The sequence below is a fragment of the Desulfitobacterium hafniense DCB-2 genome (assembly GCF_000021925.1).
In the GTDB taxonomy this organism is placed as follows: domain Bacteria; phylum Bacillota; class Desulfitobacteriia; order Desulfitobacteriales; family Desulfitobacteriaceae; genus Desulfitobacterium; species Desulfitobacterium hafniense.
The window spans coordinates 4,488,570-4,514,667 of record NC_011830.1; the positions used below are offsets into that span (position 1 = coordinate 4,488,570).

27 protein-coding genes and 1 riboswitch are annotated in these 26,098 nt (G+C 46.4%); of the genes, 5 read left to right on the top strand and 22 right to left on the bottom strand.

Features of this window, described 5'->3' with window-relative positions:
• Positions 1 to 68: 68 nt before the first annotated feature.
• Genes DHAF_RS21165 through DHAF_RS21175 form a run of 3 tightly spaced genes read right to left on the bottom strand, consistent with a single transcriptional unit; the run spans position 69 to position 3,333 of the window.
• On the bottom strand, positions 69 to 977 hold the full coding sequence (locus DHAF_RS21165; protein ID WP_015945124.1) for a PEP/pyruvate-binding domain-containing protein: 909 nt from the start codon (positions 975 to 977) through the stop codon (positions 69 to 71).
• Positions 978 to 1,025: 48 nt separating this feature from the next.
• Positions 1,026 to 2,708, bottom strand: coding sequence for a PEP-utilizing enzyme (locus DHAF_RS21170; protein ID WP_015945125.1), 1,683 nt, complete (start codon positions 2,706 to 2,708; stop codon positions 1,026 to 1,028).
• Positions 2,709 to 2,730: 22 nt separating this feature from the next.
• Entirely contained in the window at positions 2,731 to 3,333 is a 603-nt protein-coding gene (locus tag DHAF_RS21175; RefSeq protein ID WP_015945126.1) for a TetR/AcrR family transcriptional regulator, read from the bottom strand.
• A 377-nt stretch (positions 3,334 to 3,710) separates the two neighbouring features.
• Here DHAF_RS21175 and DHAF_RS21180 point away from each other — a divergent pair, with 377 nt between their 5' ends.
• A complete protein-coding gene (locus DHAF_RS21180) occupies positions 3,711 to 3,893 on the top strand; it encodes a hypothetical protein (protein WP_005816376.1) in 183 nt (60 codons plus the stop codon).
• 74 nt (positions 3,894 to 3,967) lie between these two features.
• Entirely contained in the window at positions 3,968 to 5,077 is a 1,110-nt protein-coding gene (locus DHAF_RS21185) for a radical SAM protein (RefSeq protein ID WP_015945127.1), read from the top strand.
• Positions 5,078 to 5,144: 67 nt separating this feature from the next.
• Here DHAF_RS21185 and DHAF_RS21190 read toward each other — a convergent pair whose 3' ends face one another.
• From DHAF_RS21190 to DHAF_RS21280, 19 genes are all read right to left on the bottom strand, one after another.
• Positions 5,145 to 6,830, bottom strand: a complete 1,686-nt coding sequence (locus DHAF_RS21190; RefSeq protein WP_015945128.1) for a hypothetical protein — start codon at positions 6,828 to 6,830, stop codon at positions 5,145 to 5,147.
• Between the two features lie 47 nt (positions 6,831 to 6,877).
• Entirely contained in the window at positions 6,878 to 7,774 is an 897-nt protein-coding gene (locus tag DHAF_RS21195; RefSeq protein WP_015945129.1) for a hypothetical protein, read from the bottom strand.
• A gap of 180 nt (positions 7,775 to 7,954) precedes the next feature.
• Positions 7,955 to 8,647 (bottom strand): hypothetical protein, encoded by a 693-nt coding sequence (locus DHAF_RS21200; protein ID WP_015945130.1) that lies wholly within the window; start codon positions 8,645 to 8,647, stop codon positions 7,955 to 7,957.
• Between the two features lie 202 nt (positions 8,648 to 8,849).
• Complete coding sequence (locus DHAF_RS21205) at positions 8,850 to 9,332, bottom strand: DUF3795 domain-containing protein (protein ID WP_015945131.1); 483 nt, start codon at positions 9,330 to 9,332, stop codon at positions 8,850 to 8,852.
• 39 nt (positions 9,333 to 9,371) lie between these two features.
• Positions 9,372 to 9,524 carry a GNAT family N-acetyltransferase gene (locus tag DHAF_RS26830; RefSeq protein WP_080518312.1) on the bottom strand — a complete coding sequence of 51 codons (153 nt, stop codon included), beginning with the start codon at positions 9,522 to 9,524 and terminating at the stop codon, positions 9,372 to 9,374.
• A complete protein-coding gene (locus DHAF_RS21210; protein ID WP_005816386.1) occupies positions 9,452 to 9,661 on the bottom strand; it encodes a hypothetical protein in 210 nt (69 codons plus the stop codon). Before DHAF_RS21210 ends, DHAF_RS26830 begins: the two co-directional genes overlap by 73 nt.
• 115 nt (positions 9,662 to 9,776) lie before the next feature.
• A complete protein-coding gene (locus tag DHAF_RS21215) occupies positions 9,777 to 9,944 on the bottom strand; it encodes a type II toxin-antitoxin system YafQ family toxin (RefSeq protein ID WP_005816387.1) in 168 nt (55 codons plus the stop codon).
• A gap of 214 nt (positions 9,945 to 10,158) precedes the next feature.
• Positions 10,159 to 12,807 carry a pyruvate, phosphate dikinase gene (gene ppdK / locus DHAF_RS21220; RefSeq protein ID WP_015945132.1) on the bottom strand — a complete coding sequence of 883 codons (2,649 nt, stop codon included), beginning with the start codon at positions 12,805 to 12,807 and terminating at the stop codon, positions 10,159 to 10,161.
• Complete coding sequence (locus DHAF_RS21225; protein WP_015945133.1) at positions 12,800 to 13,621, bottom strand: pyruvate, water dikinase regulatory protein; 822 nt, start codon at positions 13,619 to 13,621, stop codon at positions 12,800 to 12,802. The genes ppdK and DHAF_RS21225 overlap by 8 nt, the downstream gene beginning before the upstream one ends.
• Positions 13,622 to 13,658: 37 nt before the next feature.
• Positions 13,659 to 14,306, bottom strand: coding sequence for a transcriptional regulator CcpN (gene ccpN, locus DHAF_RS21230; RefSeq protein ID WP_005816391.1), 648 nt, complete (start codon positions 14,304 to 14,306; stop codon positions 13,659 to 13,661).
• A 199-nt stretch (positions 14,307 to 14,505) separates the two neighbouring features.
• A complete protein-coding gene (gene glyS / locus DHAF_RS21235) occupies positions 14,506 to 16,578 on the bottom strand; it encodes a glycine--tRNA ligase subunit beta (RefSeq protein WP_005816394.1) in 2,073 nt (690 codons plus the stop codon).
• A gap of 1 nt (position 16,579) precedes the next feature.
• A complete protein-coding gene (glyQ, locus tag DHAF_RS21240) occupies positions 16,580 to 17,470 on the bottom strand; it encodes a glycine--tRNA ligase subunit alpha (RefSeq protein WP_005816395.1) in 891 nt (296 codons plus the stop codon).
• Positions 17,471 to 17,865: 395 nt separating this feature from the next.
• Entirely contained in the window at positions 17,866 to 18,171 is a 306-nt protein-coding gene (locus DHAF_RS21250) for a DUF2325 domain-containing protein (RefSeq protein ID WP_011460840.1), read from the bottom strand.
• Position 18,172: 1 nt separating this feature from the next.
• Complete coding sequence (locus DHAF_RS21255; RefSeq protein WP_011460841.1) at positions 18,173 to 18,622, bottom strand: heterodisulfide reductase-related iron-sulfur binding cluster; 450 nt, start codon at positions 18,620 to 18,622, stop codon at positions 18,173 to 18,175.
• Positions 18,623 to 18,702: 80 nt separating this feature from the next.
• A riboswitch (molybdenum cofactor riboswitch) is annotated at positions 18,703 to 18,835 on the bottom strand.
• A 78-nt stretch (positions 18,836 to 18,913) separates the two neighbouring features.
• Positions 18,914 to 19,432, bottom strand: a complete 519-nt coding sequence (locus DHAF_RS21260; RefSeq protein WP_005816401.1) for a nucleoside-triphosphatase — start codon at positions 19,430 to 19,432, stop codon at positions 18,914 to 18,916.
• The gene (locus DHAF_RS21265) at positions 19,433 to 20,131 is read right to left on the bottom strand and encodes a class I SAM-dependent methyltransferase (RefSeq protein ID WP_015945134.1); all 699 of its coding nucleotides are present in this window, start codon (positions 20,129 to 20,131) and stop codon (positions 19,433 to 19,435) included. It lies immediately after the preceding gene.
• A 15-nt stretch (positions 20,132 to 20,146) separates the two neighbouring features.
• Positions 20,147 to 20,902 (bottom strand): DUF364 domain-containing protein, encoded by a 756-nt coding sequence (locus tag DHAF_RS21270; protein WP_015945135.1) that lies wholly within the window; start codon positions 20,900 to 20,902, stop codon positions 20,147 to 20,149.
• Between the two features lie 32 nt (positions 20,903 to 20,934).
• A complete protein-coding gene (locus tag DHAF_RS21275) occupies positions 20,935 to 21,966 on the bottom strand; it encodes an ATP-binding cassette domain-containing protein (RefSeq protein WP_015945136.1) in 1,032 nt (343 codons plus the stop codon).
• Complete coding sequence (locus DHAF_RS21280) at positions 21,953 to 22,651, bottom strand: GTP-binding protein (RefSeq protein WP_005816408.1); 699 nt, start codon at positions 22,649 to 22,651, stop codon at positions 21,953 to 21,955. Before DHAF_RS21280 ends, DHAF_RS21275 begins: the two co-directional genes overlap by 14 nt.
• Before the next feature lie 346 nt (positions 22,652 to 22,997).
• Here DHAF_RS21280 and DHAF_RS21285 point away from each other — a divergent pair, with 346 nt between their 5' ends.
• The 3 genes from DHAF_RS21285 to DHAF_RS21295 are packed head-to-tail and all read left to right on the top strand — an operon-like array spanning position 22,998 to position 25,979.
• Positions 22,998 to 24,011: a FecCD family ABC transporter permease gene (locus DHAF_RS21285; RefSeq protein ID WP_011460845.1), complete on the top strand. Its 1,014-nt coding sequence runs from the start codon at positions 22,998 to 23,000 to the stop codon at positions 24,009 to 24,011.
• Positions 24,008 to 24,814, top strand: a complete 807-nt coding sequence (locus tag DHAF_RS21290; RefSeq protein WP_005816411.1) for an ABC transporter ATP-binding protein — start codon at positions 24,008 to 24,010, stop codon at positions 24,812 to 24,814. The genes DHAF_RS21285 and DHAF_RS21290 overlap by 4 nt, the downstream gene beginning before the upstream one ends.
• Positions 24,798 to 25,979, top strand: coding sequence for an ABC transporter substrate-binding protein (locus DHAF_RS21295; protein ID WP_015945137.1), 1,182 nt, complete (start codon positions 24,798 to 24,800; stop codon positions 25,977 to 25,979). Before DHAF_RS21290 ends, DHAF_RS21295 begins: the two co-directional genes overlap by 17 nt.
• Positions 25,980 to 26,098: the final 119 nt, after the last annotated feature.

Sequence of the window (26,098 nt, forward strand, 5' to 3'; positions counted from 1 at the left end):
TAATTAAACATCAAGTGCCAATACCTTATAAAAAGATGACATTTTGTGCCTGGAATCATCCCGGCAAATCAATTGACCTTAAGTGTAGTAACCGGCCGGCTTTGCAGCAGGTGAAATTCCCCTAAGCCATAGCTCCACTCGATATCCTGAGGCACTCCATTGAAATGCTCCTCTATGCCAAGGCATAAACGAACCAACTCCCGAACCTGTCGGGAAGTTAAGCACCCTCGGGCAGGGTACTGCGTACGCATGAAGGGCAAAGAAGATTGTTCCCTTCTGGGAGCAGGAGTGAATTGAAGAACCGCGCCGTCAGGACGTCTGGCCAGCCATTGATCAGGAACTATTTCTCCCTGAACCAACGCCTCACCAACGCCGTAGGTGGCATTAATAAGCAGTTCACAGGGATCATTCGAAAGAGGATTAACTGTAAAGACCACTCCCGAAACTTCATGTGGCGCCATTTCCTGAATGATCACCGCCAGAGCAACTTCACTCTCTCCAAATCCTTTTAGTGAACGATACTGCACAGCCCGGGGAGTCCAAAGTGAAGCCCAGCACTTCTTTATCGCCTTAAGAACTTCACTTTCCCCCTGGATGTTAAGATAGGTTTCTTGTTGCCCTGCAAAACTTGCACCAGGAAGATCTTCAGCTGTAGCAGAGGAACGGACGGCGACCTCAGGACTCCCCATCCCTCGATAAGTTTCCAGAACTTCTTCCGCGACCTCATTGGGTAGGCCAGTGTTCTCTATTTCCACCCGAATTTTAGATGTTGCCTCTTGTAACGTGTGTAAGTCAGTGACCTTAATTTGCGGTAAAGAGATATTCTTGACACAGCGACGGTATCCCTCAACAGTCAAGACAAAACCCTGGGGTACTTTCATCCCAGCCAACACTAATTCACCCAGATTAGCCCCTTTGCCGCCGGCTAAGGCTAGGTCTTCTTTTTTTAATTCTTGAAGCAGCCGCACATATCTCATCTCATTATTCTCCGTTTAGTTCCGTTTAGTGATATCACTTTATCTATTTTAATCCAGGACCTGAATCACTCCGGCCGCTCCGTCCACACGAACCCGTTGTCCATTATGCAACAGTTTCGTTCCGTTAATCGTTCCCACCACGGAAGGGAGTCTGTATTCCCGGGAAACGATGGCCGCATGGGACAATGCGCCCCCAGAGTCGGTGATTAACGCTGCCACATACGGAAATAATACTGTCCACGTCGGCGTGGTAAGCGGGCAGACTAAAACCTCACCTTCTTGAACCAAGTGGAACTCTTCAGCCGTATGGATAATCCGCACCGGTCCTTCGGTAACACCCGGAGAACCCGGGGTGCCAAATAACTCCCCCTCGGCAGACAGTTCCAGCGGCACTTCTTTTTGTACCTCAATGAGGGAATATTGTTTCAGAAAAATCTTCATCCCCTCCGCCGCAATAGGTGGAAATACATGCAAAGGGGGGACCATGGGTGCTTTGCCAATGGTTTGGGGCGGCATTAAGGAATAATTTTGGCTATGCTCAGCTTTCCGCTTGGCCACCAATCCTTTTAAATCAGGATGGAGGCTATTTTCTCTTAGCGCCGAGAGTAATTCCTCACGGTATAGAAATAAAGTGTCCTCAGAGCCATCCAGAATACCTTTCTGAACCAATCTTTTGCCAGCCTCAAGAGCGGCATAACGGGTATGACAAAGGGGAACAGTCATCAATAAATAATCATGGATTTCACTCAGCGGTTGAACTTGCTCTGCTAATTCAAGCCAGGTGCCGAACTCCTCCCTCCCTCGTCCGGCTAAAGTGCTGCGGAGTTCATTGACCCGCCCCAGCCGGTATGCCTGGAAATCAGAGTCTTCAGTGGTTGGGTAATCTGAGCCCATTAAGGACTTGATAATCCCCACCACCATCTCCGGCATTTCCCGCCAAGTGGGTCCAAATTCAAAGCCGTCTGCAGGCCGATCCCCTTCCGCTTCTATGAATCCCTCGAGTTCTTCCCCAAACCAAGTATTGGCCAGCTGCTCAAGCGCTTTTTCACTTGGCAGAGACAAGCTATCCTTAATCGCGGGGTCTGCAGCAGCACGCCGTGCCAAGGTCAAGAGGCGATTCATTGTATTAAAGACTGCAGGATCGTTCATCTGAACTAATTCGTAGGCTTCAAATTCCGTCAGATTGAACAATCTTTTACACACTTCCAGCCAGCGTTCACGGATATACATACCGACCATAACGACTTTATTATGTGGATTCCACGCCCAGCATAAATAGTCATAGCATCGCTCAAGCTGGTTGGCCAGCTCTTCCAGGCCGGCCTTGGCACGATCAAAGTTCCGAATCGGCTTGAGACGCTCCTGAGCTTCTGGTTCCCATACGTCCTGCCAGGCACGAACGTGATTCTCAAACCCTTTTTCCCTGAGAAACTTTTCAAAACCCAAGACCCGGCTGCGGAGCAGCGGATTAATCCGCCACAAATGAAAGAGAAAAGGAAACCGCTCCATAACAGGCGGAGGATCTCCTCCGATGGATACAATACGCTGAAAGACATAGCCATGGAGAACAAGATATTCATATTTAAGGGATGGGATGGAAAATTCCTCAAAAGCGTGAACTGAGCCAATCTCCACTGGATTAAGCCCATAAGAAACAAAAAGCGGGTGTACCGGTCTCGGCCAATGAATACTATCCCGCATCCAGAATCCCTTAGCTTCCCAAAGGGGCATATCCTTTCTACCTCCCCACATTTCAATAGGATGTCTTCTGTTTTACTATCGCACCCGATAAGTAAGTGTTAACAGCGGCTAGAAGAATGGATAAGAGATCGCCCTGCTTGCCATAATGGTACCATCTCACCATGTGAACCATATATAATCCATCAATATCATGGGCAAGCTCTTGTGCCGGTCGCTCCCTGGTTACCACGCCAGCCATCTGGCCACGTTCAAAAGCCTCTGTGATCAGCCTTCTGAAGAGAGTCCCGTTGGCATATCCCGGCGTTGACCCCCGCTTCATTTTTTCAATTAAAATAACCAGAAAAAGCTCAGGTTTTCTCAGCGTCCACTCGACAGCAATCGTTATGATGGTCTGAATTTGATTCTCTGTCCCTAAAGTCGTGGCAAAAAAATCGTCAACTTGCTCTGTTGTCAATCCTTCTGTTTCGTATAATATCTCCAGCGCCAAATCTTCTTTCGTCTGAAAATAATTATAGAAGGTTCCTCTGGCTACACCGGCCGCGGCAGTGATTTCTTCGACTGTTGTTTCCGTAAACCCCTTGTTTCCGAAAAGCTCTTCACCGGCCCGTATAAGGGCGGATTTAACTTCTGCTTTTTGTTTTTCCCTTAACTTCACTATTCCTTTTTCACCTCCATCAAAAAGAAATTGCTGAGAATTATGGACATCGTCATTTTCATATACGCTGTACATAAAATGGCTAAGTTCATTATATTTTAAAATAATTCTCCTGTCAAACCTTAAAAAAGTATCCCCATTTGGATAATCCGAAAACATTGGCTGCAACTAAGCAAAAACGGGGTACTGCCCTTAAAGTCCTTAAGAGACAATTGCCCCGCTTGCTACATAACCAGCCATAGTATTTTTAGTACTTTTAATACTCTTTTTGAGTATTTTTAACCGCGCCAGCGGCCTGTTTATTCCCACCGCGGCATGAAATAATAAGGCTATGGAAAGGGCCCGCTTCCATAGAAGGTCAGAAGGGAGGTGTTGACATGTTTAAGCTTGAAAATGAGCTTTTGGACAAACTCTCCGAACTTCTCATCGTGAATGAGGACCTGCCCCAATACATTCTAGCGGGAGCCAAAGGTTGCCCCTGCGGAGGATCATGCGCGGGAGAATGTACCGGCACATGTGAATATGAAAGCCTGAAATCCAGCTGTGTTTTACTCCTGTAATTATCAAGTTCGAAGGTCCTCCCTCAACAAAGAGATGTTGAGGGAGGACCTCCACCAAGAGGAGGTGCTTATTTATGGGCGAAATCAGGCAAGGCGTTCGCAAGAATGTCATGATGATTGTCACCAATCGTTGTTCTCTAAACTGCGTATACTGTTATGAAAAATACAAAACATCCGAGGAAATGACCTTTGCTACAGCAAAATCGATCATTGACGAAGAAATGGCCGCTGATGACGGATACGAAGAAATCATTTTTGATTTTTTCGGTGGAGAGCCTTTTTTAAATTTTCCACTTATCAAAAGAGCCCATGACTATCTGCACAGCAAGACCTGGCCAAAGAAATATCTATGTTTTACCACTACCAATGGACTTCATATACATGGTGACGTGGCAAACTGGTTGTGGTCCAACAGAAGAACTTTCTGGTGCAGCTTAAGTCTTGATGGGACCCCCGGCATGCACAACCAAAACCGGAATAGCTCCTATGACCAAATCAACGTGGATTTCTTCGCCAAGGCTTGGCCGGACCAGCCTGTCAAGATGACTATCAGCCGGCAGACGCTTCCCCATCTCGCAGACGGCATTATTTTCCTACATCGAAAGGGCTTTAAAGTCACTTCGACTTTTGCCCAAGGTATCAACTGGATAAAAGAGACCGACCTCCCCATCTTGGAGCGGGAATTAAAAAAGCTTATGGTTTTTTACAAGGCAAATCCAGAGTTTCCCCTTGCTTCCCTTCTTGATTACCCCATCCATGCCCTATGCCGGGAGCTTCCCCGTGAGGAAAAGTGGTGCGGCTGTGGCGAATCTATGAAGGCTTACTTTGTGGATGGTACTCTATACCCATGCCAGTGCTTCACCCCCTTGGCAAACGAAACAAGCCGCGAGCAGATCTATGAATCCATTGACTTCAAGCAAACTGCTACTTTTGTCTGTGCTGAGTGCACAGGCTGTCCATACCTGCCCATCTGTCCGACATGCTATGGCAGCAACTATATTCAAAGAGGCAGTATGGGCAGGCGTGATCAGTCTCTATGCGCCTTCTACCGTGCTTGCATTGACGCTTCCGCACAGTTCAGGGCAACGCAAATCATTCATCACCACCCAACTCCTGAAGAGCTGACACCTGAAGAGTACTATGTTTTAAAAGGAACCAAGTTGCTTCATGAGTCATGTTCCTGATTATTTATGACGACATTAATCCTTAACGGGCTTGCTGAGCGGGGAAGGCAAGCTCGTTTTCGTTTTTCTACATGAAGCGAACACCGGATAGTTTTAGTATACCTTTCCGGCTCTTGATGTCCCGGAAGGAGGAGAGGGTAAAGACAAAGCAGATTTCCTGTATGTTCTCAATAATATTGATTGGAATTCTTTTGAGATCCAGTGTCTGAGCCGTAAGCTCCTTTTGCATATCCACTTGAAAAGTGAACTGCGCCCGTCTGCCCTCATTCTTAAATTCGACGTTTATGGCGGCAATATCATCTTCTGGTGAAAGAGTACTAAATAGAAAATGACTATATAAAGAGTAGTCTTTCGGGGGTATAAATGAATAGCACAGGCCGGCAAATTTGGGAACGGGGTAGATAACCTCACCCTCTAAAATCAAGGCGTTAAAGTCAACGTGCAGAGTAATTTCATCCTCCTTTACTTGTTGGACCAGCGCCTTTGCATATCCATTCTCCGCAAAGCAAAAGGTAGGGTAGCCCTCCATGGGCAGAGTGGTGGAATCCGTGAGCTGTGCCAATTTTTTGACCATCAAGTCCTCTTCCTGAGTAAGTTGAACCCCATTCTTTTCAAAATGCTCAAGATAATCCCCGATAGAAAACTCTAAGTAAACTTTTTCATTTTCTTTATCCTTGACTCGTAGTAAAGATTGAAACAGCTGATCATTGGCAAATTGACTTTGACTCGCTGGATTCTTTTCCATAAGGTAGGCGGATAAGTACTCTTGGTACTTGCCATCTCCCATCAGTTGCAGCAATTCATCTTTGGTGACATGTAGCTCTCCCCTTGCGTCTGCCAGGCAGACCATTTTTAGAAGCATACGCTGAACCGGCTTATATTCTAACTCCAGCCAATAGTCCATAAGATAATCGAAGAAGCTTGCTTTATAGTTTGATTTCCTTACCAGGGCCATGGGGAGTACCACATGCTCCATGACCTGCAAGAGTGCATCTGTTACCTCATCCTGCAGCTGAAAGTAATGGGCATAAGTATAGGATGTACTATTAATAGTTTTCATGGCCTCTTCCAAATTGTAAATAACTTTTTTGGCTTTTAAATAGCATGGAAACGCTTTCGGGAACAAAAAGCAGATATCTTTCGCGGCGTTCCCTTGGAGCGCTCGCCTTACCTCACCCAGTGAGAGTTCCGCTTTCTTCTCCATTTTCTCTATAAGCAGCTTAAAAAAATTTCTCTCTGCCCTCAAGTTGGTACTTATAATGTGTTTTTCGATTAGATCGTTATCATTTATGGGTTGGTTGGCTTTAGCTGCTTTGGGGTCTTCTCCCTTTACGATACTTTGCAAAGGAATGCACAAAAAATAGTTTATGACCCGTTCTGCCGATTTCTTTTCCACACTGTTCCTTTGCGGAAAATCCTTTCTAAAGTTCTTACAGTCACTAAAATTTCTAGGGCTTTTAAAACAGAAAATCACTTGACTAAAGAATAAGTCCGTAATTCTTTTGCCTTTATAGACCTTTGTTTGTGAAATCTGAGTAGAATTATTGATAAAATTGTACCAGTATTCTCCCGAAGAGGATTCTCTGTTGAGGGTCATGTACTCATCCAGCTTTAAGGATCGCTTATAGTATTTGTCTACATAATCACGCTTGTATGAATTTAGCTCTTCGTTTGTGTAGACTTGATTCAATAGTTCAATAAAGTCTTCTAAATTTAGTTTTAAGGTATTGAATTCTTTTAATTCCGCTGACATGGTTTACTGCCCTCCAATCCAATAGCCATACCAATTTCACTTCTACATTACCTTTCTAACGCTTCTTTAATTAACTCCTTATATGTTCTTCCTGACTCGTTTACTACCCACGTTTGGACTTCCTGCTTATCAAATCCCTTTTCCGCCAAGTTAGCTATCAGTTCTGTATTCGGGAATATAAAGTCAAGCTCTTCAGGAGATAGTGCCAACATTTCCTCATATTCATAACCCAGGTTGTACAGGATAACGCTCATACCCATATCTATCCCAACCTTACTGAGTTCGCTTTTTTGTACATCATCAGGGTCGAATCCCATTCCATCCAGATGAGTTCCCGGCGCAAAGATTAGCTTAATATCCTCTTGTGGTAAATCTAATATTTCTTGCTCTGAATATCCCAAGTTGCCCAAAGTATTTAACATTCTAGTGGTAAGGCCTTTCCCTCTTGCTTCTTTCATAAATGACAATCGTTCCATGGATTGATTCATTTTCGTGCGTATTGTATATCTCGGTACATAAGCTACCAATGCATTATTGGCTTTATAGACAACAGGCTCAAAATCCGCTTGCTTAAAATACAGTGTCGCTGCGTCCAGAAGTTTCTCTTCCGTAAGTATTTCATTAATATTTTTGATAGCCTTGACGCACTCTTCTTCGCTCGTAAAAATATAAACCAGAAGCACACCATCGAGATAGTAAAAACCCTTGGGCTCTACTTCATTCAATTTCAACAGCGCTTCTCTGTCAGGAAAATAAAATGACTCTGTTACATTAAAAGCGTCGGCTACGTCTTCAACATTAAACAATAAGTCAGTTTCGATGACTGTAATATCTGTAACATCTGTATTCTGAATTGTATTCTCATCGCTGTTCATAATATTTCCGCAACCAAAAAGGCTTAACAATCCCAAGATAAGCAACAGCGCGAACAATGACCTTTTCATCTGCATCCTCCTCTGTGAGGCGTCAAAATGATTTTTGCACCTTAATGCTTTTAACTTCGCCATACTCTAACCAATTCCCCCTATTAATCATAGATACCGGAAAACAAAAATCAACCGAAACACATTAAATGTTCCGGTTGATTTTGTTTCAAAAAGTGTTCTATTTTTTAAATAAGAATTCTACTTTTTCAAAAGAGAACCTTCATGATACACATATTGCTCTGGTTTGTTTGACTCGAAGTACACTTGAAATAATTTTTTATCGTTATCTTGCAATAATACCGATTTTGCCCCAATAGATTTATTAATATCAGACCCATATATTGTGCCATTTTTAAACGTGAATATTTTTGTCTCGGGAATTGTGCCTAAAGTTGAAACTATTTCTTTCTTGCCATCTTCGTCTAAATCAATTTCCACTGTATACCCTTCTATTTGTATTATTGATTCTTGTAATATTGATTCTTCTAAATTTTCTTCAACAAGAAGATAAAATGCCTGGGCATAATTGGCACCCAAAATCCCATAAATCTTTACTGCCTTCTTTCCAAACACCTGGACTTCTTCAATTCCCATTAAATCGTCCGGTGTGTTATCGACTGACACTTCACCTAGATCATAAAATTTATCTTTTAAACTAATCCCACCGTTTATTTGATGGTTTTCATTATCCTTATAAAGAAATACACTAACTCCATTATCAATTCTTTTTTCTTCAAAAATTTTACAACTATTATCCAAATGCAGGTTATCTACCTTAACTTTAATTACTTCAAAATAATCTAATTGATATGAATTGTCTTCGGCTTTATTACATCCGTTAAGTAAAAAAGTCAAAATAAATATTATAACTAATAACCTAAGTCTCATCATTTTCCTCTCCAATGATAATAATCTTTGAATTCTTTCCACGTCAGGAGTAACTTAAATTCAAGGTCGTAGTTTTCTCCATGTTAGTCTTCTTCTAATAATACTGTAACGCTTTTGTCGTCACCCTTCAATAGAGACTTTAACTAGTGTATACAACAAAATAGGATACTTACCCTTATAAATATTAAGTGTTAATATTCCCGCTCTATGGGGTAAATCTAATCCCTAATTGCTTGCTCCAATTATAGTGTCTTCCTCTACGTTCTTGCCAATTATCTGTACCAAGTTCTTTAATCATAGCTAAGTTATGTTTAATATCAGGATGAAATAATTGCATTTCCGCTATGTATTCGCATGAAAAATATGCATTACATTCCCAGCAGCCCTCAAGTCCTTTTTTAATTGCACAAACACGGACTTTACAGGATTGAGCACACCCAGCTTCCGAGCAAGGGCCTTTTCGGCAGTAATTGTAACAATGCAACTTTTCAAAAGCCTCTAATACATTGATAAATATATCATAATCCCTAAACTCGGCAACTTTTTGCGATTTAAGTTTTACATAGTCTTTTAAATCAATATCCATAAGTAATTGATATAGTTCTGATGCCAACGCATACAGTTTTTCATTTCCAGGGATGCAATCATTACACCATAAGCCGCAAAACGAAGTTAAATCTTTATCCATTATCATAAGCCTCCAAATAGCCATAAGAATATTTTCACATTATGGAGCACATTTTATATATATCATCGGTGTAAATCTCATACCTTCCGCAATCTGTTCAGCACCATCGGATATGAATCCTAATTTTTTATAAACCTCGACCGCGTACGGAGAAGAATTAACCGTGATTTTATCCCCGGTGCTTTTGGTGATTCTTTATTGTTTATAAAGTCTCTAAAAGTTTGAATACCCTGCTCTGAATAATCAGGCATTTCATACCGCATAAAAACAGATAGCACAAGTGCCATGGCTTTTTCACGGTTATTTGGGCTTATTTTTTCTATTATCATCCCCGCACGCTCCTTTCAGAAAGCTGTCCTTCAAATTCTGTTTATCAGGAACACTATGAATATTCTAATTTCTTAAACAAATCCCCATGCGTGCCTGTCCGGGTGAGAGTCAGCGTCAAAATATCTTTTTCAACAATATGTCCGGTTGTATATGGCACTCTCTAAACCCTTCAAAACTGCCTTTCAAGGCATGGTCATTATATTTCTCTGCCAGTGGTCGGCCATTGGCTATTTCGCCGACCACATACTCGAACAATCTGGAATCATACCCGCGCTTCAGCATTACAAAATAATTGCTGCAAGCAGAGCAATCTCTTATTTAGCACCAGAATAAAAACTCTGATTACATTTGGTAAATATACCAATTTCCACTTTTCCGCATCAAAAACTGTTCCATAGTCCAACCAAAAAAGTGTTCCCTAACCCAATAAAAAACAGGGTACTGCTCCTTAAAATTAAGTGGCAATACCCTGTTTATATTTGTTTAATGGTTACTTTTATTGCCCCTTGCTGCTTACAGCCGCCTGGGCCGCAGCCAGGCAAGCGATAGGCACCCGGAATGGTGAACAAGACACATAATTCAGGCCGATTTGGTGGCAGAATTCGATGGATGAGGGATCTCCCCCATGCTCACCGCAGATGCCCACTTTGAGGCCTGGATTGGCTTCCCGGCCAAGTTGTACTCCCATTTTCATCAACTTGCCCACGCCAATGCGGTCAAGAACGGCAAAGGGGTTGTGCTCAAGGATGTTTTGCTCCAGATAAGCCGGAAGGAACTTCCCTTCGGCGTCATCCCTGGAGAAGCCTAAGGTGGTCTGGGTCAGGTCATTGGTGCCAAAGGAGAAGAAATCGGCGGCTGTAGCCACTTCATCGGCGGTCAGGGCAGCCCGGGGGACTTCGATCATGGTGCCTATGGTATAGGCGAAGGTTACGCCCTGTTCTGCCATAACAGTTTGGGCCGCCTCCTCGGTGACTTTGCGGAGTTTTGCCAGTTCCTTGACATGAATAACCAGCGGGATCATAACCTCCGGATAGATCTCATAGCCTTCCTTGACAAGGCGGGCCGCTGCCTGGAAAATTGCCCGGGCTTGCATAGCATAGATCTCAGGGAAGGTGATCCCCAGACGGCAGCCCCGATGCCCCAGCATGGGGTTCATTTCGGAGAGGGCACGGACTTTTCTCAGGAGAACTTCTTTCTCATTCAGTTCTTCTTCACGATCTCCCTGCAGTTTCAGCTTGGTGATATCCACCACCAGTTCCTCGACATTGGGGAGGAATTCATGGAGGGGAGGATCGAGAAGACGGATGGTGACCGGGAACCCGGCCATAACTTTAAGAATCCCGTAGAAATCCTCTTCCTGCATAGGCAGAAGTTTCGCTAAGGCTACTTCTCTTTCCGGCAGAGTCTGGGCGAGAATCATTTCCTGAACGATGGGTATACGGGCCGGATCCATAAACATATGCTCAGTCCGGCAAAGCCCGATGCCCTGGGCTCCAAAATCCCGGGCCTTTTGAGCATCACGGGGGTTATCGGCGTTGGCCAGGACCTTAAGTGTGCGAATCTCATCAGCCCAGCCCAGTAACTCCTTGAACTCTTCGCTGAGCTCCGGATCAATCATGGGAACCGCTCCCTTAATGACACGGCCGGTCGTCCCGTCAATGGAGAATAAGGTTCCTTCCGGATAAGTAACCCCATCGATAGTCACTGTATTATGGGCATAATCAATCCGCAGGGCCTCACAGCCGCATACCGCAGGTTTACCCATATGGCGGGCAACTACAGCGGCATGGCTGGTCATGCCCCCCCGGCTGGTCAGAATGCCTTGGGCTGCCAAAATTCCGTGGATATCATCCGGTGTGGTCTCAGTTCGCACCAAGAGGACCTTCTCGCCGGTGTGACCCAGGCGCTCAGCCTCATCGGCATCGAAAACGATCTTGCCGGAGGCTGCCCCCGGTGAAGCGGGAAGTCCTTTGGCAATAACCTCTAATTTAGCTTCACTGTCCATACGGCGGTGGAGCAATTGGTCTAACTGACCAGGCTCAATCCGGGCAATGGCTTCTTCCTTAGAGATAACTCCTTCCCGGCACAGCTCCACGGCGACGCGGATGGCTGCCGGAGCAGTGCGTTTCCCATTCCGGGTCTGGAGAATATAGAGCCGTCCCCGCTCAATGGTAAATTCAATATCCTGCATATCCCGATAATGGGCTTCCAGGCTATTGGAGGTCTTTACGAATTGAGCATAAATCGCCTGGTTCTCATCTTCGAGGCTTTTGATAGGCTGAGGAGTGCGGATACCTGCCACCACATCCTCACCCTGAGCATTCATAAGATACTCACCATAAAGAACTCTCTCACCTGTGGAGGGATTGCGGGTGAAGGCCACTCCCGTACCGGAGTCGTTGCCCATGTTGCCAAAGACCATGGATTGCACATTGACTGCCGTGCCGATATTATCGGGAATGCTATTGATCCTCCGATAGACAATGGCCCGATCATTGTTCCAGGAACGGAAAACGGCTAAAATGGCCTGTTCCAGTTGCTTCATAGGCTCTAACGGGAAAGGGCTGCCTGTACGGCGCTGAATGAGCCTTTTATACCCCTCCACGACTCCTTTGAGGCTCTCTGCCGTAAGCTCCGAGTCGTAATTGACATTTTGTTTTTCCTTGGCTTCTTCCAGAATTCTCTCAAATTCATGATGCTCTACTTCCAGCACCACATCACCGAACATTTGAATAAAACGCCGGTAGCTGTCATAGGCAAAACGGGCATTCTGAGTAGAGGCAGCAAGACCCTCTACTGTCTCATCATTAAGTCCGAGATTAAGGATGGTATCCATCATACCGGGCATGGAGAATTTCGCGCCGGAACGGACAGAGACCAACAGGGGATTGTCTTTGTCCCCGAATTTTTTCCCTGTGGCCTTTTCTATATCTCCTAAGGCCGGACCAATCTGCTCCCATAGTCCTTCCGGCAGGTTGCGACCCAGGGCATAATAGTCATTGCATGCTTCTGTGGTAATGGTGAACCCTGGAGGTACGGGCAGCCCGATATTGGTCATCTCTGCCAAATTGGCACCCTTACCGCCTAATAAATCCCGCATGGAAGCCTGACCTTCACGAAATAAATAAACAAACTTCTTAGACATTTCGCTCCCCCTTATACAATATCTCTAGTATTCTTGATGCCGTTTCTTCAATAGCCTTTCCCGTGGCATCAATGATCGGGCAACCTACTTTACGCATAATTCCCCGGGCATATTCCAGTTCTTCCACAATGCGCTCATAATTTGCATAGTCCGCACTGGATCCTAATCCTAAAGTCCTTAACCGTTCCGTGCGAATTTGATTCAAAAGATCCGGCTTTAACGTCAAGCCAATGACTTTCTGTGAGGGAACTCTGAAAAGTTCCTGCGGCGGAGAGACTTCAGGGACCAGAGGAATATTGGCCGCCTTGATGCCTTTATGGGCCAAATACATGCTTAAGGGAGTTTTTGATGTCCGGGACACTCCGATCAGCACCACATCCGCCAAAAGCACTCCCCGGGGATCCTTGCCATCATCATATTTTACCGCAAATTCAATGGCATCCACTTTACGAAAATACTGTTCATCCAATATATGAGTTACATTAGGGGTATAGCTGGGCAAAAGGCCGGTCTGATCAGCCAGCATCTTAATCAGAGGGCCGAGAATATCCACGGTTCGCAATCCATAGTCTTTGGCTTTTTCTTCTAAATAATTCCGCAGTTTTTTTACCACAAGGGTGTAGGCAATAATCGCTTGCTCCTTGGCTGCTTCTTCGAGGATTTCGTCAATGTGGATTTCATCCTGCACATAGGGTACCTTGCGGATTTTGGTCCGAATCCCCGAAAATTGAGCTGCCGCTGCCCGGCTGACATATTCAGCCGTCTCACCCAAAGCATCTGAAATTATGTATATGACAGGCATTTCCTTTGTCACTGTACACCTCCGAGGTCAATTATTAGGGTCCAAAAGGTCATGATTGGGCACCTAATGACCCGATCTGAACAAAGAGTTTCGTAACGTTCGTCTTGGTGAAACGTCCTATGACTTCATAGCGCTCCTCACCTTTTTCATCAATAAAGGCTTCTACAACAGGCAAGGTGTCAATTTGATGCAGGGTTAATTTCCTTGCTGCTTCGAGAACCGGTTCGTCCGCTGTCGTCATAATAATATTAGGCATCCGGGTCATAATGATACTCACGGGAACCTGCTGAAGATCGGTTTTACCCAGGGTAGATTTAAGCAAATCTTTCCGGGACACCATTCCCCTTAAGGTTTGGCCTTCCCCAACCACTGTCAGACTTCCGACATTTTGGGTAAACATAGTGACTATGGCATCATAAATACTGATGTTTTCCCGGATAGATATGGGAAGGGATTTAAAATCACCCACCCTGAGCTGGCGAAGTCGATCCATATAAGGTGATGTTTTCTTCTTCTCCTTATAAAAGTATCCTACCCTCGGTCGGGCTTCGAGGACCCCTGCCATGGTTAAAATCGTCAGGTCAGGACGCAGGGTCGCTCGTGTCAAATCAAGCTTTGCAGCGATTTGTTCCCCAGTAATTGGGCTTGAATTCTTTACGATTTCTACAATTCTTGCTTGACGTTCCGTAAACTCCAACCCTTTTCACCTCATTCATCTCTCACTCGTGTATACATATATTCCTTATACGTGCCAAATGTGACATACTAATCTGCGTAATACAGATAAATATTCCACACAATTTTTCTATTTCCTTCAACTTATAGTATCCAATTCAAAAAAAAAATAACGGCGCTTCTGCTGAAATTATGCAAAAGCGCCGCAGTGGCTTATCCAATTATGCTAAGAGGCTGAGATCTCCCAGGCAGCCGAGGATGGCGACGCATTCACCAAGGAGAGCCAGACGGGCTTGCTTGAGGATCTCATCTTCCACCATGATCATGACCGCATTAAATAATGCTTCAATCATGGGGATGAGTTCAGAAGCCAAAGCATAGGCTTCTGCGTAGTCACCCTTTTCAATCAGGGCGGCAAAAGCTTCCTGTCTCTGGACAAGAGCTGCAGCCAAGGCAATTTCTGTAGGATCGATAAGATTCTTAGGGTCCAAAGGCTGAGTTTGAGCCTTTTTACTGAGATTCAAGCAGCGAATATAAGCTTGGGAGTAGGGAACAAACTCCGTTGTTTCCCGCTTGGCCGCCAGAACTTGGGCCTTCCTGGCTGCCCGCGTGATCTGATTGCTGCCCTGGGCGAGGACCGCATCAAGGGTATCGTAACGCGCCCCTTGCTCCTGAAGCACAAAGCGCAGCCGCTGCTGGAAGAAATCCTGGAGAGCACTTTGCAGATCGGCTAAAGGAAGCAGACTGATTCCTTGCTCGGCAAAGTTCACATAAGAAGCAGCAATCAGCTGTTCCAAAGAGATATCCCAGCCTGCTTCCAGAATGATCCCTACGACCCCTTGAGCCTGGCGTCTTAAGGCATAGGGATCCTGAGACCCGGTAGGCTGAATCCCGATGCCAAAGGCACCCACAATAGCATCCAGCTTATCGGCAACACTGACGATTTGCCCGGTGTAGGATTGCGGCAATTCATCCCCGGCGAAACGAGGTTGATAATGTTCGAGAATCCCTGTGCACACTTCGGGCTTTTCACCAACCATGCGGGCATAATCCGCTCCCATAATCCCTTGAAGCTCCGGGAAATCATAGACCATCAACGTCACCAGATCCGCTTTGGCCAGCAGTGCCGTCCGCTCAACCAAGTCCTGCTTTTCGCTCTCCATCCCCAATCGAGCTGCTATCCCCCGGGCCAGGGTCCGAATCCGCTCCACCCGCTGGCGGACACTGCCTAATTTCTCATGGTAGGTGACTTTATCCAGCTTTTCGACCAGCTCAGCAAGAGGTGTTTTTTGGTCTTCACGATAATAGAAGGCCGCATCTTCCAAACGGGCTTTGAGAACTTTCTCATTCCCGGCCTTGACCTTCGCCAGGGCATAATCATCCCCATTGCGTACGGTAATGAAATAGGGAAGCAGCTTGCCTTCCTTATCCCGTACAGGGAAATAACGCTGATGCTCTTTCATGGGAGTGGTGATCACCGGTTCCGGCAGATGCATATAATTCGGAGCCACTTCACCGAGCAGAGCGGTAGGGTATTCGATGATATGGGTTACTTCATCCAGAAGATCGTCATCCTTCTCCACATCTCCCCCCACTTTAGCGGCGAGGGCATGGATTTGCTCCCAGACGGATTGCCGGCGCTGCTCCGGGTCCACCATGACAAAGGCCTGGAGCATTTGTTTTTCATAGTCCGCCGGGCTATCCAAAGTTACAGGTCCGCCTAAGGTACGATGCCCCCGGGAGGCTTTTCCCGATGCCAGCCCCACAAACTCAAAGGGGATGACCTCACTGCCAAATAAGGCAACGATCCAGCGAATGGGGCGGGCAAAGCGGAACTCCAGGTCGGCCCAGCGCATGGGCTTGGGAAAATGCAGTCCGGTGATCAAATCGGTGCAAAGCTTGGGCAATAATTGCAAGGTAGGCTGGCCCAGCTCAAATTTCCGGGCATAGACATAGGACACACCGTTTAATTCCTGAACGAAAAGATCCTTGGGCTCCACCCCTTGCCCCCGGGCAAAGCCTTGAGCAGCCTTAGTAGGGTTTCCCTCCGCATCATAGGCCGCTTTGACGGCAGGCCCTTTGACCTCTGCTGTAAAATCCGTTTGTTTTTCGGCCAGGCCTTGAATAAGCACGGCAAAACGCCGGGGTGTAGTGTAAACTTTCAGGTCTTGATAATCCAGACGCAGCTCCTGGCAGTATTTCTGGGCTTGTTCCCGAAGTTGGTTCAGCACTCCCGGGGCAAATTTCGCCGGGATCTCTTCTGTGCCGATCTCTAAGAGAAAATCCTTAGCCATCTTATTCGGCCTCCTTTCCGGACTGTTCTTTGAGTAGGGGGTAGCCTAATCTTTCACGCTGCTCCACATAGGCCTGAGCGCAAAGACGGGCCAAATTGCGGACCCGGGCGATATAGCCCGTCCGCTCAGTCACACTGATGGCTCCCCGGGCATCGAGAAGGTTGAAGGTATGGGAGCATTTCAGGACATAATCATAAGCAGGAAGGACCAATCCTTTCTCCACGATCCGAATGGCTTCCTTCTCATACATTTCAAACCAGGTTTGCAGGGCTTCCACATCGGCGGCTTCAAAATTGTAATGAGAATAATCGATCTCGTTTTGGAGGTAGATATCGCCGTAAGTGATATCTCCTACATACTCAATATCATAGACACTCTCTTTATTTTGAATATACATGGCCAAACGCTCGAGACCGTAGGTGATCTCGGCACAGACCGGTTTGCAGTCAATCCCCCCGCATTGTTGGAAGTAGGTGAACTGAGTGACCTCCATGCCATCCAGCCAAACTTCCCAACCTAACCCCCAGGCCCCCAGGGTCGGCGACTCCCAGTTGTCTTCCACAAAGCGAATATCATGTTCTTTGGGGTTAACTCCCAAACGTTCCAGGCTTTGCAGATAGAGCTCCTGAATATTATCCGGCGAAGGCTTAATAATAACCTGGTATTGAAAATAATGCTGTAAACGGTTGGGGTTTTCTCCATAGCGTCCATCCGTAGGACGGCGGGAAGGCTCAATATAAGCCACTTTCCACGGTTCAGGCCCCAGGGCACGCAAGAAGGTGTTGGGATTAAAGGTTCCGGCGCCTTTTTCCATATCATAAGGCTGAGCAATGATGCACCCTTGTTCTCCCCAAAATTGATTCAGGGAAAGGATCATGTCCTGAAATTTCATGGTTAACCTCCCTATTTTTTACTACCTAATCTCTTGAGCTACCGGGACATTAAAGAAAACTTGGCTGGCAAAGGCGACTGCCTGGTTGTCTTTGTGCTTCCTGTAATGCAAAAAACTCCCGTCCCGTAGCTTTCGCTACAGGGACGAGAGTATCCTTCCCGCGGTTCCACCCTGCTTGATCTCCATATAAGCCGCCTGGTTCCCAAACTCCTGAAAAGGCAGCTCTCAAGGAAATCCTCCTTCTTTAAAACGTGCTCCAAGTGCCCTGATCCGCTTACCCGTCTGGTTTCCACCCTGCCAAACTCTCTTAAGGGATACCCGAATCTTCCTCTTATCATTACACCATAGGATTCAATTTGGAAATAATTATAGTATGATTTGGTTCTTTTGTCAAACTAAGCTGTCCTAATCCCATGCTCTTTTTCAATCATAGTCAGCACTGAGGCAAGCCCCTTTGCCTGGGAATAATAGATCTTCTTATTATATTTTCTGGCCACATCTTTGGCATCCCACATGCTGGAATGGGAACAGACCATTTGCACGATAATCACACAATCTGTGTCCTTGATGAGGTTTTCCAATACCTTTTTGTTGTTTTTTTTGGGCACGCCGTCGTGGAAGCGCAGTTCGATATTTTTCAGCTTGCCCATGGATTTGCTGTGCCGCTCAAAATTATATCCGCCTATGATCGCTAACTTCATTTTACCAAACCCCTTCCTGTAAAGTCTGGATACTCAGTTTCTCATCACAAGGCCTAGAAAGCAGGATAACTTCGAAGTTTCCGCCATACCGGCGATATTTATGCTGGAAGTTATAAAAACAGCGGGGACAACTTGTTACGATCTTCTTTATTTTCAACTCCTGCCAAGCAGTGATATTTCTTTGGCTTATTAAACCCGAAAGCTCTCCATAGCCCAATTGGCAGGCTTTATCCCCACAACACCACTGATCTTTACCCAGAACGGCAAAATCAATTTTTCTATCCCTAAGCAACTGCATACAGACCATATTCCATTCCCCTTTTGACCTGTCAGCAAAGGGATTACATCCGGGAAAAAACAAATATTCGGCATCGGGTCTTTCCGCAAAAGTCGGTATCCCCATCATTTTCATACAATTCAATCCCATTGTTGACCAACCTTCTTTCTCCATGTTGGCGGGCTCCAGTCCAACCGATCTTTAAACGTTAAAAGGTTCCACTTTAACGAAAGTGGAACCTCTAGTAAACCCAACATATTGGGAATCCACCTCCTTCTCAAACGTGAAGGCATAGCCATTTCTGGATATACCCCGAGGGCGTACAGCCCTGGCCGACCAACCATGGATGACTCTTTAGGTTGCTCCGGCTCGGAGATCATTATGAAATTTTTCTCAATCACTATTCTTATTATATATTGGGTTTAGTTATGTTTCAATAGGTTTTGATCAGATTGGTTTTAATCATTATAAACACTGCTGCAAATACAAGGCGATGATGTGAGGGAGCGCATCCCGGTTTTCCCGGCACACGGAAACCAGCTTTACCTTGGGATGACATCTTATCCGATCCGTCCAGCCGCTGCTGGCCTGCTTGATCACGCCAAGAATCGGAACCGGACCTTCTATGGCTGCTAAGATCTCCTGCTGAAAGACAAGAGCCTCCCGTTCCAGGCTGCCGCATTCATCCATCACGATAAGTTGAGCCTGGTTTCCGGCACAGCGAACGAGTTCTGCCCCATACCCATCAAACCGCTCTGTAAAGACTTGGGGGGGACTATTTTCAGAAAAATGAACCACACTGTTTTCTTCCTGATAGACCTTCTCTCCCGAGGCTGCAGCCAGATAAAGCCGCCGGTTGGGAGAACCTCTGTCCGGGCCAAAGTAGGTTCTGAATCCTGCGTAGGTTACCTGGCAAAGAGCCAGTGCTTTATCGACGATGGTACTTTTGCCCACTTGGATCTCCCCGGTCAAAAAGATGTGCATTTACAGCCTCCCTTCGATTTCAAATATTCCTACAGCCTTTTGGCGCGGCAGATAGAGGGGAAAGTCCTCTTTACCTGTTGCCACAAGGCGTTCCGCCAGAAAACCTGCCAAATCTCCGGGGTTGATATCATGGGATTGGGTCCTGATAAAATCCCGGGCATCTTCCTCCGACCGAAAGGGCTGGCCAAATTCAAAAGCCGTTTCGGTTAGGGAATAAGCTATTCCCTTGCTGTTTAAATTTCCCTCTACCTCTTCAGAGGTGTTTTTCTGGAATTTCCGATACTTTTCCGGATAGAGCTCTGTCTGGCTCTTTCTGCCCACCACAGCGATGAGTTTTTTACAGCGGGGCAAAAATTGTTCCAACTCGCGGCTGCCGAAGAAGCTGATTAAGATAACATCCCACCCCGCCTCGATGGCGTTGCAATCCATCAGCAAAGGAGTGATGTTCCTGATATTTTCGGCCTGAATTCTTTGTTTAAGTATCTCAATGGCATAAGGATGCCTATCTATGCAGGTAATACTGTCAATGGTTTTGCTCAGCTCTAAATCCACCAGTCCTATGCCGCAGCCAATATCACATAAAGAAGAGTGCTCCGCCACTTTAGGCCCTACCAACTCAGCAATATTCTTGAAAAACCCGGTGTACCTTTCTGCGTCCTGATACCATCTCACCGTATTTTCATTCCATTCGAAATTCATCCTGCTCCCCCTTGCTTATTTTTTTATGGTCACCTTCTGTCCCGCGGAATATATCTTCACTTTCTCGGCCCCGGCTACGATTCGAAAAGCCCGGGCATTATCTTTAACCATAAAGCCCGAAAGCTCTTGAAGCCCATGCTCAAAAAGTACAGGAGCCAGCGGGGTCCCCGGGCCAACCAACGTGATCCGCCGGGCGTTCCTTGACAATTCCAGAAGCCTGGGCAGCGTCTTATCCACTACCGAAGCGCAAGTGATATAGACATAGTCACACTCCGGCAGGATAAATTCACTGGCCGGCAGGGGATAGTCCCCTTCCTCCGGACTCCACTCCAGAATAGAAAGATCGCAGATCGGCTCCAGAAGGCTTTCCAAATGGGGGAAATGACCCACCACCCCAACCTTTTTGCCTTTCACTTCATTCTGAGACATGATAAAGGGGTCGTTCATGCGGTCCTCGACCCTTTTGGCATCGGAGAAAATTACACCATGTTCTCTGGCTACTTGAGGATTATTGTAATAAGCGTTGATCGCCGCCAATCCGATAGAAGCCTCTACATAATTCCAGGACTTGACACAGCCTGCTGCCACCCGCAGGGGCAGGCCCAGCAAATTTTGGGTGAGCATCGGCATTCTTGTTTCAAAGGGACGATTGGGGCCCAGTCCCACTCCGTTCCCGCTGCGAATCACGGAATGGGTCGTTCCGCAGACCAGCTCATCCACCAAAAAATCTTCAGGAATCCCGTTGATCATGGCGTCATAGATCTCCCACATCTTCCGCACCTCTTTTCCTCATTGTTTAATCCTTACTCAATGGCCGCCCAATCCGGCAGCTGGTCAATCATCTCTCCCAAGCGCAGACGGTTTCTCAATTCCCCCAGGACATTATCCAGTTTTTCGATGGTTTTGAGGCTGGCTCTTTCTTCCTCTGTTGTATGGATGACTTTGGCGATTCCACCGTCCTTAATCACAATCCGTTTATCGGCGCTTAAGCCCAGGAGGGGATCATGGGTGGAAATCAAGATGATCTTTTCCCGATGGGCCAAGAGGGTGATGGCTTGCCTCCGATCTATCCCCGCGTTCTCTATTTCGTCAATCAAAACGATAGGAGACTCGCTGATAAACGCTGTGTCGGCGATCATCAAGGCCCGGGATTGTCCGCCGCTGAGTTGGGTTACTTTCGTCTCCTCGGAAAATTTTTCTCCCGCCAGATCATTGGCACATTGAAAACATCGGCCAATTACATCCTGCGCATGAGGAATCAGCCTGCTCTTGGCATGCATTTCCAAGAACTCACGAACCGTCAAATCCATGACGAAGTTCATGTTCTGGGACAGCTGAGCCACCAGTTTTCCTTCCATCTCAAAACGCTGGAGATCATCCAGTTCCTCGCCATTGATCCGGATCACTCGGCCGGTGGGCGTATCTCCTTGAGCCAGACACTCGATATCATTGAGCAGCCGGCTCTTTCCTGAGCCGGTTGGGCCGACAATACTGATAATCTCGCCGGGATAAATGGTAAAGTTGATGTCCTCAGGTTCTTTCAGCTTATTGTATCCCCCGTGGATGGTCAGAAAAGAAATCACCGTACGGGAACCTTTCTGCAGGGAAAAGGTTTCAAGAAACTGACAAAAACCCTGTACTACTCCGAAGGGGTCCATGCCAAACTCGGCGAGAATTTCCCCATCCGCTTCCTGCAATGCCTCCGGCAGGGTCAGTTCGGCCTTGATATCGCCCAAGCGCAAATTGGTCAGGAAATCAGCTCCAATCGGATACTCCTTAAGCAGATCCTTTAGGCTTTGGTTATGGACCAGGTGTAAAAAATCATTGCTTTTCATCATTGCCAAACTCCATCTTCTTCATCATTCCCATCTGATAAGGCTCTCCAATCCTCGTCTCACCTGTGCAGTAGGAACAGACGGCCGCCGGTGTGGTAAAGCGCAGTTTCATATCCCGGGTGGTTTCAATGTCCCTGGCCTGCTGCAAATGCTTGGCAAGAATAAAAGCCCCTTGTCCGGTAATGCCATTGACAAAGACGATCCGGGCGGCGGGATTGACCTGAGTGATATTAAAGGCAAAAACTTCCCGCTCGGCCTGGGAGACAATATCCCCTTTGGTAACCACGACGATATCGGCAAATTTCAGCATCGGCCCAATTTTTCGGGGGGTATTGATACCGGATAGATTATCGATGACACAAATGGATAGGATACCTTTGATATAAGGGGAACAACGGTTGCATAACCCTGCACTTTCCGTGATCAGCAGTTCAAAACCTGATTGAATCCCCCACTGTACCGCATCTTCAATATTACTGACAAAGAAATGATCCGGGCAGATCTTCCCTGAAAAACCGGTCTGCACAGGGATCCCTGCCTCTTCATAGCTCAAATTATCAAAAGAAGTCAAACAGTCAAATTTTACGACACCGATCTTCTTCTTTTCCGGCATAGACTCAACCAGCCTTAAGATGACCGAAGTCTTGCCTGATGACGGGGGCCCCGCCACAGTAATAAGTTTCATGGACAACCTCCTCCAAGCCCGGGCGCCACATCACCCACTATATTAGGAAATATCTCTGCCAAGAACTGGCCTTTGCACCAACCCTAAATTTAAACCAATACAAATATACATAACAATATATATTTCACTTTATTTTTATCTTACAACCAATCAGGCTCTATTTCCAGTTTATTTTAATTAATTCATATCTATTTTAGTTTACTCATATTCGTTGACTTAACTTTTTTATACTTGTATAATCTTAGTAAATATTAAATTCCAACAAATTACTCCACTTAACCCATTCCTCGTGAAAAATGTCCCCAGTGAAAAATGTCTCCAGTTTATTTTTAAAGGCGGTAACAAAATGAAGCGTAAAAACCAAGGCATCTCTATGGTCGTAGGTCTTGGCATCCTTTTACTGATCACCATCATTATCTCTTTTCAGCTTGGCCGTTATCCCATTCCGCCCAAGGAATTGTTCGGAATTCTCTTATCTAAAATTTTTCCCGTCGAGCAATTTTGGGCCGACCGTTTGGAAATCGTGCTGATCAACATTCGTTTACCCCGGATTCTTTTGGCTTGTTTGGTCGGCTGCTGTCTATCGGCTGCGGGAGCTGCCTATCAGGGCGTTTTTCAGAATCCCATGGCCTCTCCGGATATTCTGGGAGCCTCATCAGGAGCTGCCTTTGGTGCTGCCCTGGCCATACTTCATCACGGCGGCAATAGCTTAATCATTCTGAGTGCTTTTACCTTCAGCCTCCTTACTGTAGCTATTATTTATTTTATCAGTAAAAAAGCCAAGGGCAACAATCTGCTTGGTTTGATCTTAGCCGGAATCATGGTGAGTTCACTTTTTTCAGCCGGTACCTCGTTTATTAAGTTGGTCGCCGACCCTAATGATCAACTGCCGGTGATCACGTATTGGCTGATGGGCAGTTTATCCGGGTCGAAACTAAGCGATATTGCTTTCGCAGTTCTGCCTATGGCCGTCGGCTTGATCCCCTTGCTGCTCCTGCGCTGGCGGCTCAACATACTCACCCTTGGTGATGATGAAGCCAAAACTATGGGGGTCAATGCCAAACAAATCCGCCTGCTGGTCATCATCTGTGCCACCTTTGTTACGGCGGCCAGCGTCTCGGTAAGCGGCGTGATCGGCTGGGTCGGTTTGGTCATTCCTCATCTGGCCCGCAGGCTTGTGGGAAGCAACTACACTGCACTGATGCCGGCTACGATGCTTACGGGGGCAGTCTTTCTCCTTATCGTCGACAACTTTTCCCGCAATCTGCTTACCACAGAGATTCCTCTGGGAATTCTTACTGCCTTAGTCGGAGCTCCCTTCTTTATCTATCTGATTACCCGAAGGGGGGAGACCTATTGAGTATCGAAGTATCCAACCTCAGCTTTGGCTATGATCAACGGCTTATTCTCAAGGATATTAGTTTCTCAGCAGAGGATTATGAGCTGTTATCGATTTTAGGCCCCAACGGAGTAGGGAAAAGCACTTTATTTCGTTGTATACTCGGTTTGCTTCATGGGTACAAGGGACGAATCTCTCTGAATAACCTGGATGTAAAACATATGGGGATCAAGGACATGGCCAGTTGTGTCGCTTATATCCCCCAGTCCCATTATCCCTCATTTAATTACAGCGTATTTGACATGGTGCTGATGGGGACCGCCATACAGGTATCCACTCTCTCCAAACCGGGCCATAAGCAGCTTCGCCTTGCTGAAGCAGCTATGGAAAGGCTGGGAATCACCCATCTTAAAAACAGAGGCTATACTCAGATCAGCGGCGGAGAGAGGCAGCTCGTACTCATCGCCCGGGCCTTGGTTCAGGAAGCTAAAATACTTATTCTTGACGAACCTACCGCCAACTTGGATTTTGGCAATCAGATCCGGGTTCAAAACCAGATCAAAGCTCTGGCCAAGGACGGATACACGGTTGTTCAATCCACTCACAACCCCGATCAGACCTTTCTCTTTTCCGATAAAGTCTTGGCGATGAAGGATGGCAAAGTTCTCGCTTATGGACAGCCTCATCAGATCTATTCGGAAAACCTGATTAAAACCCTTTACGGAGTGGATGTTGAGATTCAAAGTCTCTATAAGGATCAGGTAAGAGTCTGCGTTCCCAAGAGCATTCTTAAAGCGGATTCTCTCCGTGAAAGCTGCTCTTAACTATCTTAAAAAACTATATTATAAAGAAAAAGGAGGCATTATTCACATTATGAGGAAAAAACTTATCTCCATGCTCCTAGCTGCTTCGCTCCTGGTAACCTTTACCACTGCCTGCAGTCCCAGCGCAGCCGCCCCCGGCGGCAAGGAATCCGCTCCGGAAACTTCCACTCAGGGAGATCCCGGCCAGGACAAATTGGTCAACTTTACGGATTCAGCCGGACGCATTGTAGAAGTTCCCGCCAACATCACCCGGATTGCAGCCTCGGGCACCATGGCTCAAATCGTACTCTTTCCTTTAGCCGCCGATCAGTTTGTGGGCTTAGCCGGCAAATGGGACCCTTCTGCCCAGGAATATCTGGACCCGAAATATGCTAACCTTCCGGTACTGGGGCAGTTCTATGGCAAAGGCGACCTTAATCTGGAGGAAATCGCTAAAGCCGATCCTCAGATCATTATCGACATTGGTGACACCAAGCCCAGCATTGCTGAAGATATGGATGGCATTATGAATCAAGTGGGCATCCCCACAGTCCATATCGGAGCAACCACCGAGACGATGCCCGAAGCCTACCGGACTTTAGGCAAGCTGCTTAATAAAGAGGCAGAGGCTGAAGTCCTTGCCCAGTATTGTGAAGAAGTATTTAAGAAAACCGAAGATATTATGGCCAAGGTCGGCGAAGACGGCAAGGCTAATCTGCTTTATTGCCTTGGTGAAAACGGCCTGAATGTCCTGGCGAAAGGTTCTTACCACGCTGAAATTCTCGATCAGATCAGCAATAACGCAGCCGTTGTCAGTGATGTCTCCAGCAAAGGCAACGGCAACCCTGTGGATATGGAGCAAATCGTTTTATGGGATCCCGATGTGATTGTCTTTGCTCCGGATAGCATCTACAGCACTGTCTCCGGAGAAAAATCCTGGCAGGAAATAAAAGCCATCAAAAACGGCAAATATTATGAAGTTCCCCTGGGTCCCTATAACTGGATGGGCAACCCACCTTCAGTCAACCGCTATATTGGCATGATTTGGCTTACCCAGCTGCTCTATCCGGAGCAAGCTCAGTACGATCTCTATCAAGAGACAGCACGCTACTATAAGCTTTTCTATCATAGTGATCTGACCGAAGAGCAATACAAGGCTCTTGTCGCAAACTCCGTTTTTAAATAATCATCGCAGGTGAATCAAAGGGACAGGTCCCATTTTTCAAATTAATCGTCATATCATACATAGCAAACGTCGCAGGTGTAACAAAAGACGACTTCCACGGAAGCCGTCTTTTGTCATAT

Bases quoted from the DNA above. Each gene is read 5' to 3' on its own strand.
- DHAF_RS21185 (WP_015945127.1), top strand. From the start codon at position 3,968: ATGGGCGAAATCAGGCAAGGCGTTCGCAAGAATGTCATGATGATTGTC.
- DHAF_RS21275 (WP_015945136.1), bottom strand. From the start codon at position 21,966: ATGAAAAGCAATGATTTTTTACACCTGGTCCATAACCAAAGCCTAAAG.
- DHAF_RS21285 (WP_011460845.1), top strand. From the start codon at position 22,998: ATGAAGCGTAAAAACCAAGGCATCTCTATGGTCGTAGGTCTTGGCATC.
- DHAF_RS21270 (WP_015945135.1), bottom strand. From the start codon at position 20,902: ATGTGGGAGATCTATGACGCCATGATCAACGGGATTCCTGAAGATTTT.
- DHAF_RS21205 (WP_015945131.1), bottom strand. From the start codon at position 9,332: ATGGATAAAGATTTAACTTCGTTTTGCGGCTTATGGTGTAATGATTGC.
- glyS (WP_005816394.1), bottom strand. From the start codon at position 16,578: ATGGCTAAGGATTTTCTCTTAGAGATCGGCACAGAAGAGATCCCGGCG.
- DHAF_RS21190 (WP_015945128.1), bottom strand. From the start codon at position 6,830: ATGTCAGCGGAATTAAAAGAATTCAATACCTTAAAACTAAATTTAGAA.
- DHAF_RS21200 (WP_015945130.1), bottom strand. From the start codon at position 8,647: ATGATGAGACTTAGGTTATTAGTTATAATATTTATTTTGACTTTTTTA.
- DHAF_RS21165 (WP_015945124.1), bottom strand. From the start codon at position 977: ATGAGATATGTGCGGCTGCTTCAAGAATTAAAAAAAGAAGACCTAGCC.
- DHAF_RS21180 (WP_005816376.1), top strand. From the start codon at position 3,711: ATGTTTAAGCTTGAAAATGAGCTTTTGGACAAACTCTCCGAACTTCTC.
- DHAF_RS21265 (WP_015945134.1), bottom strand. From the start codon at position 20,131: ATGAATTTCGAATGGAATGAAAATACGGTGAGATGGTATCAGGACGCA.
- DHAF_RS21260 (WP_005816401.1), bottom strand. From the start codon at position 19,432: ATGCACATCTTTTTGACCGGGGAGATCCAAGTGGGCAAAAGTACCATC.
- DHAF_RS21280 (WP_005816408.1), bottom strand. From the start codon at position 22,651: ATGAAACTTATTACTGTGGCGGGGCCCCCGTCATCAGGCAAGACTTCG.
- DHAF_RS21250 (WP_011460840.1), bottom strand. From the start codon at position 18,171: ATGAAGTTAGCGATCATAGGCGGATATAATTTTGAGCGGCACAGCAAA.
- DHAF_RS21195 (WP_015945129.1), bottom strand. From the start codon at position 7,774: ATGAAAAGGTCATTGTTCGCGCTGTTGCTTATCTTGGGATTGTTAAGC.
- glyQ (WP_005816395.1), bottom strand. From the start codon at position 17,470: ATGAAATTTCAGGACATGATCCTTTCCCTGAATCAATTTTGGGGAGAA.
- ppdK (WP_015945132.1), bottom strand. From the start codon at position 12,807: ATGTCTAAGAAGTTTGTTTATTTATTTCGTGAAGGTCAGGCTTCCATG.
- DHAF_RS21255 (WP_011460841.1), bottom strand. From the start codon at position 18,622: ATGGAGAAAGAAGGTTGGTCAACAATGGGATTGAATTGTATGAAAATG.
- DHAF_RS21210 (WP_005816386.1), bottom strand. From the start codon at position 9,661: ATGATAATAGAAAAAATAAGCCCAAATAACCGTGAAAAAGCCATGGCA.
- DHAF_RS21170 (WP_015945125.1), bottom strand. From the start codon at position 2,708: ATGCCCCTTTGGGAAGCTAAGGGATTCTGGATGCGGGATAGTATTCAT.
- DHAF_RS21215 (WP_005816387.1), bottom strand. From the start codon at position 9,944: ATGCTGAAGCGCGGGTATGATTCCAGATTGTTCGAGTATGTGGTCGGC.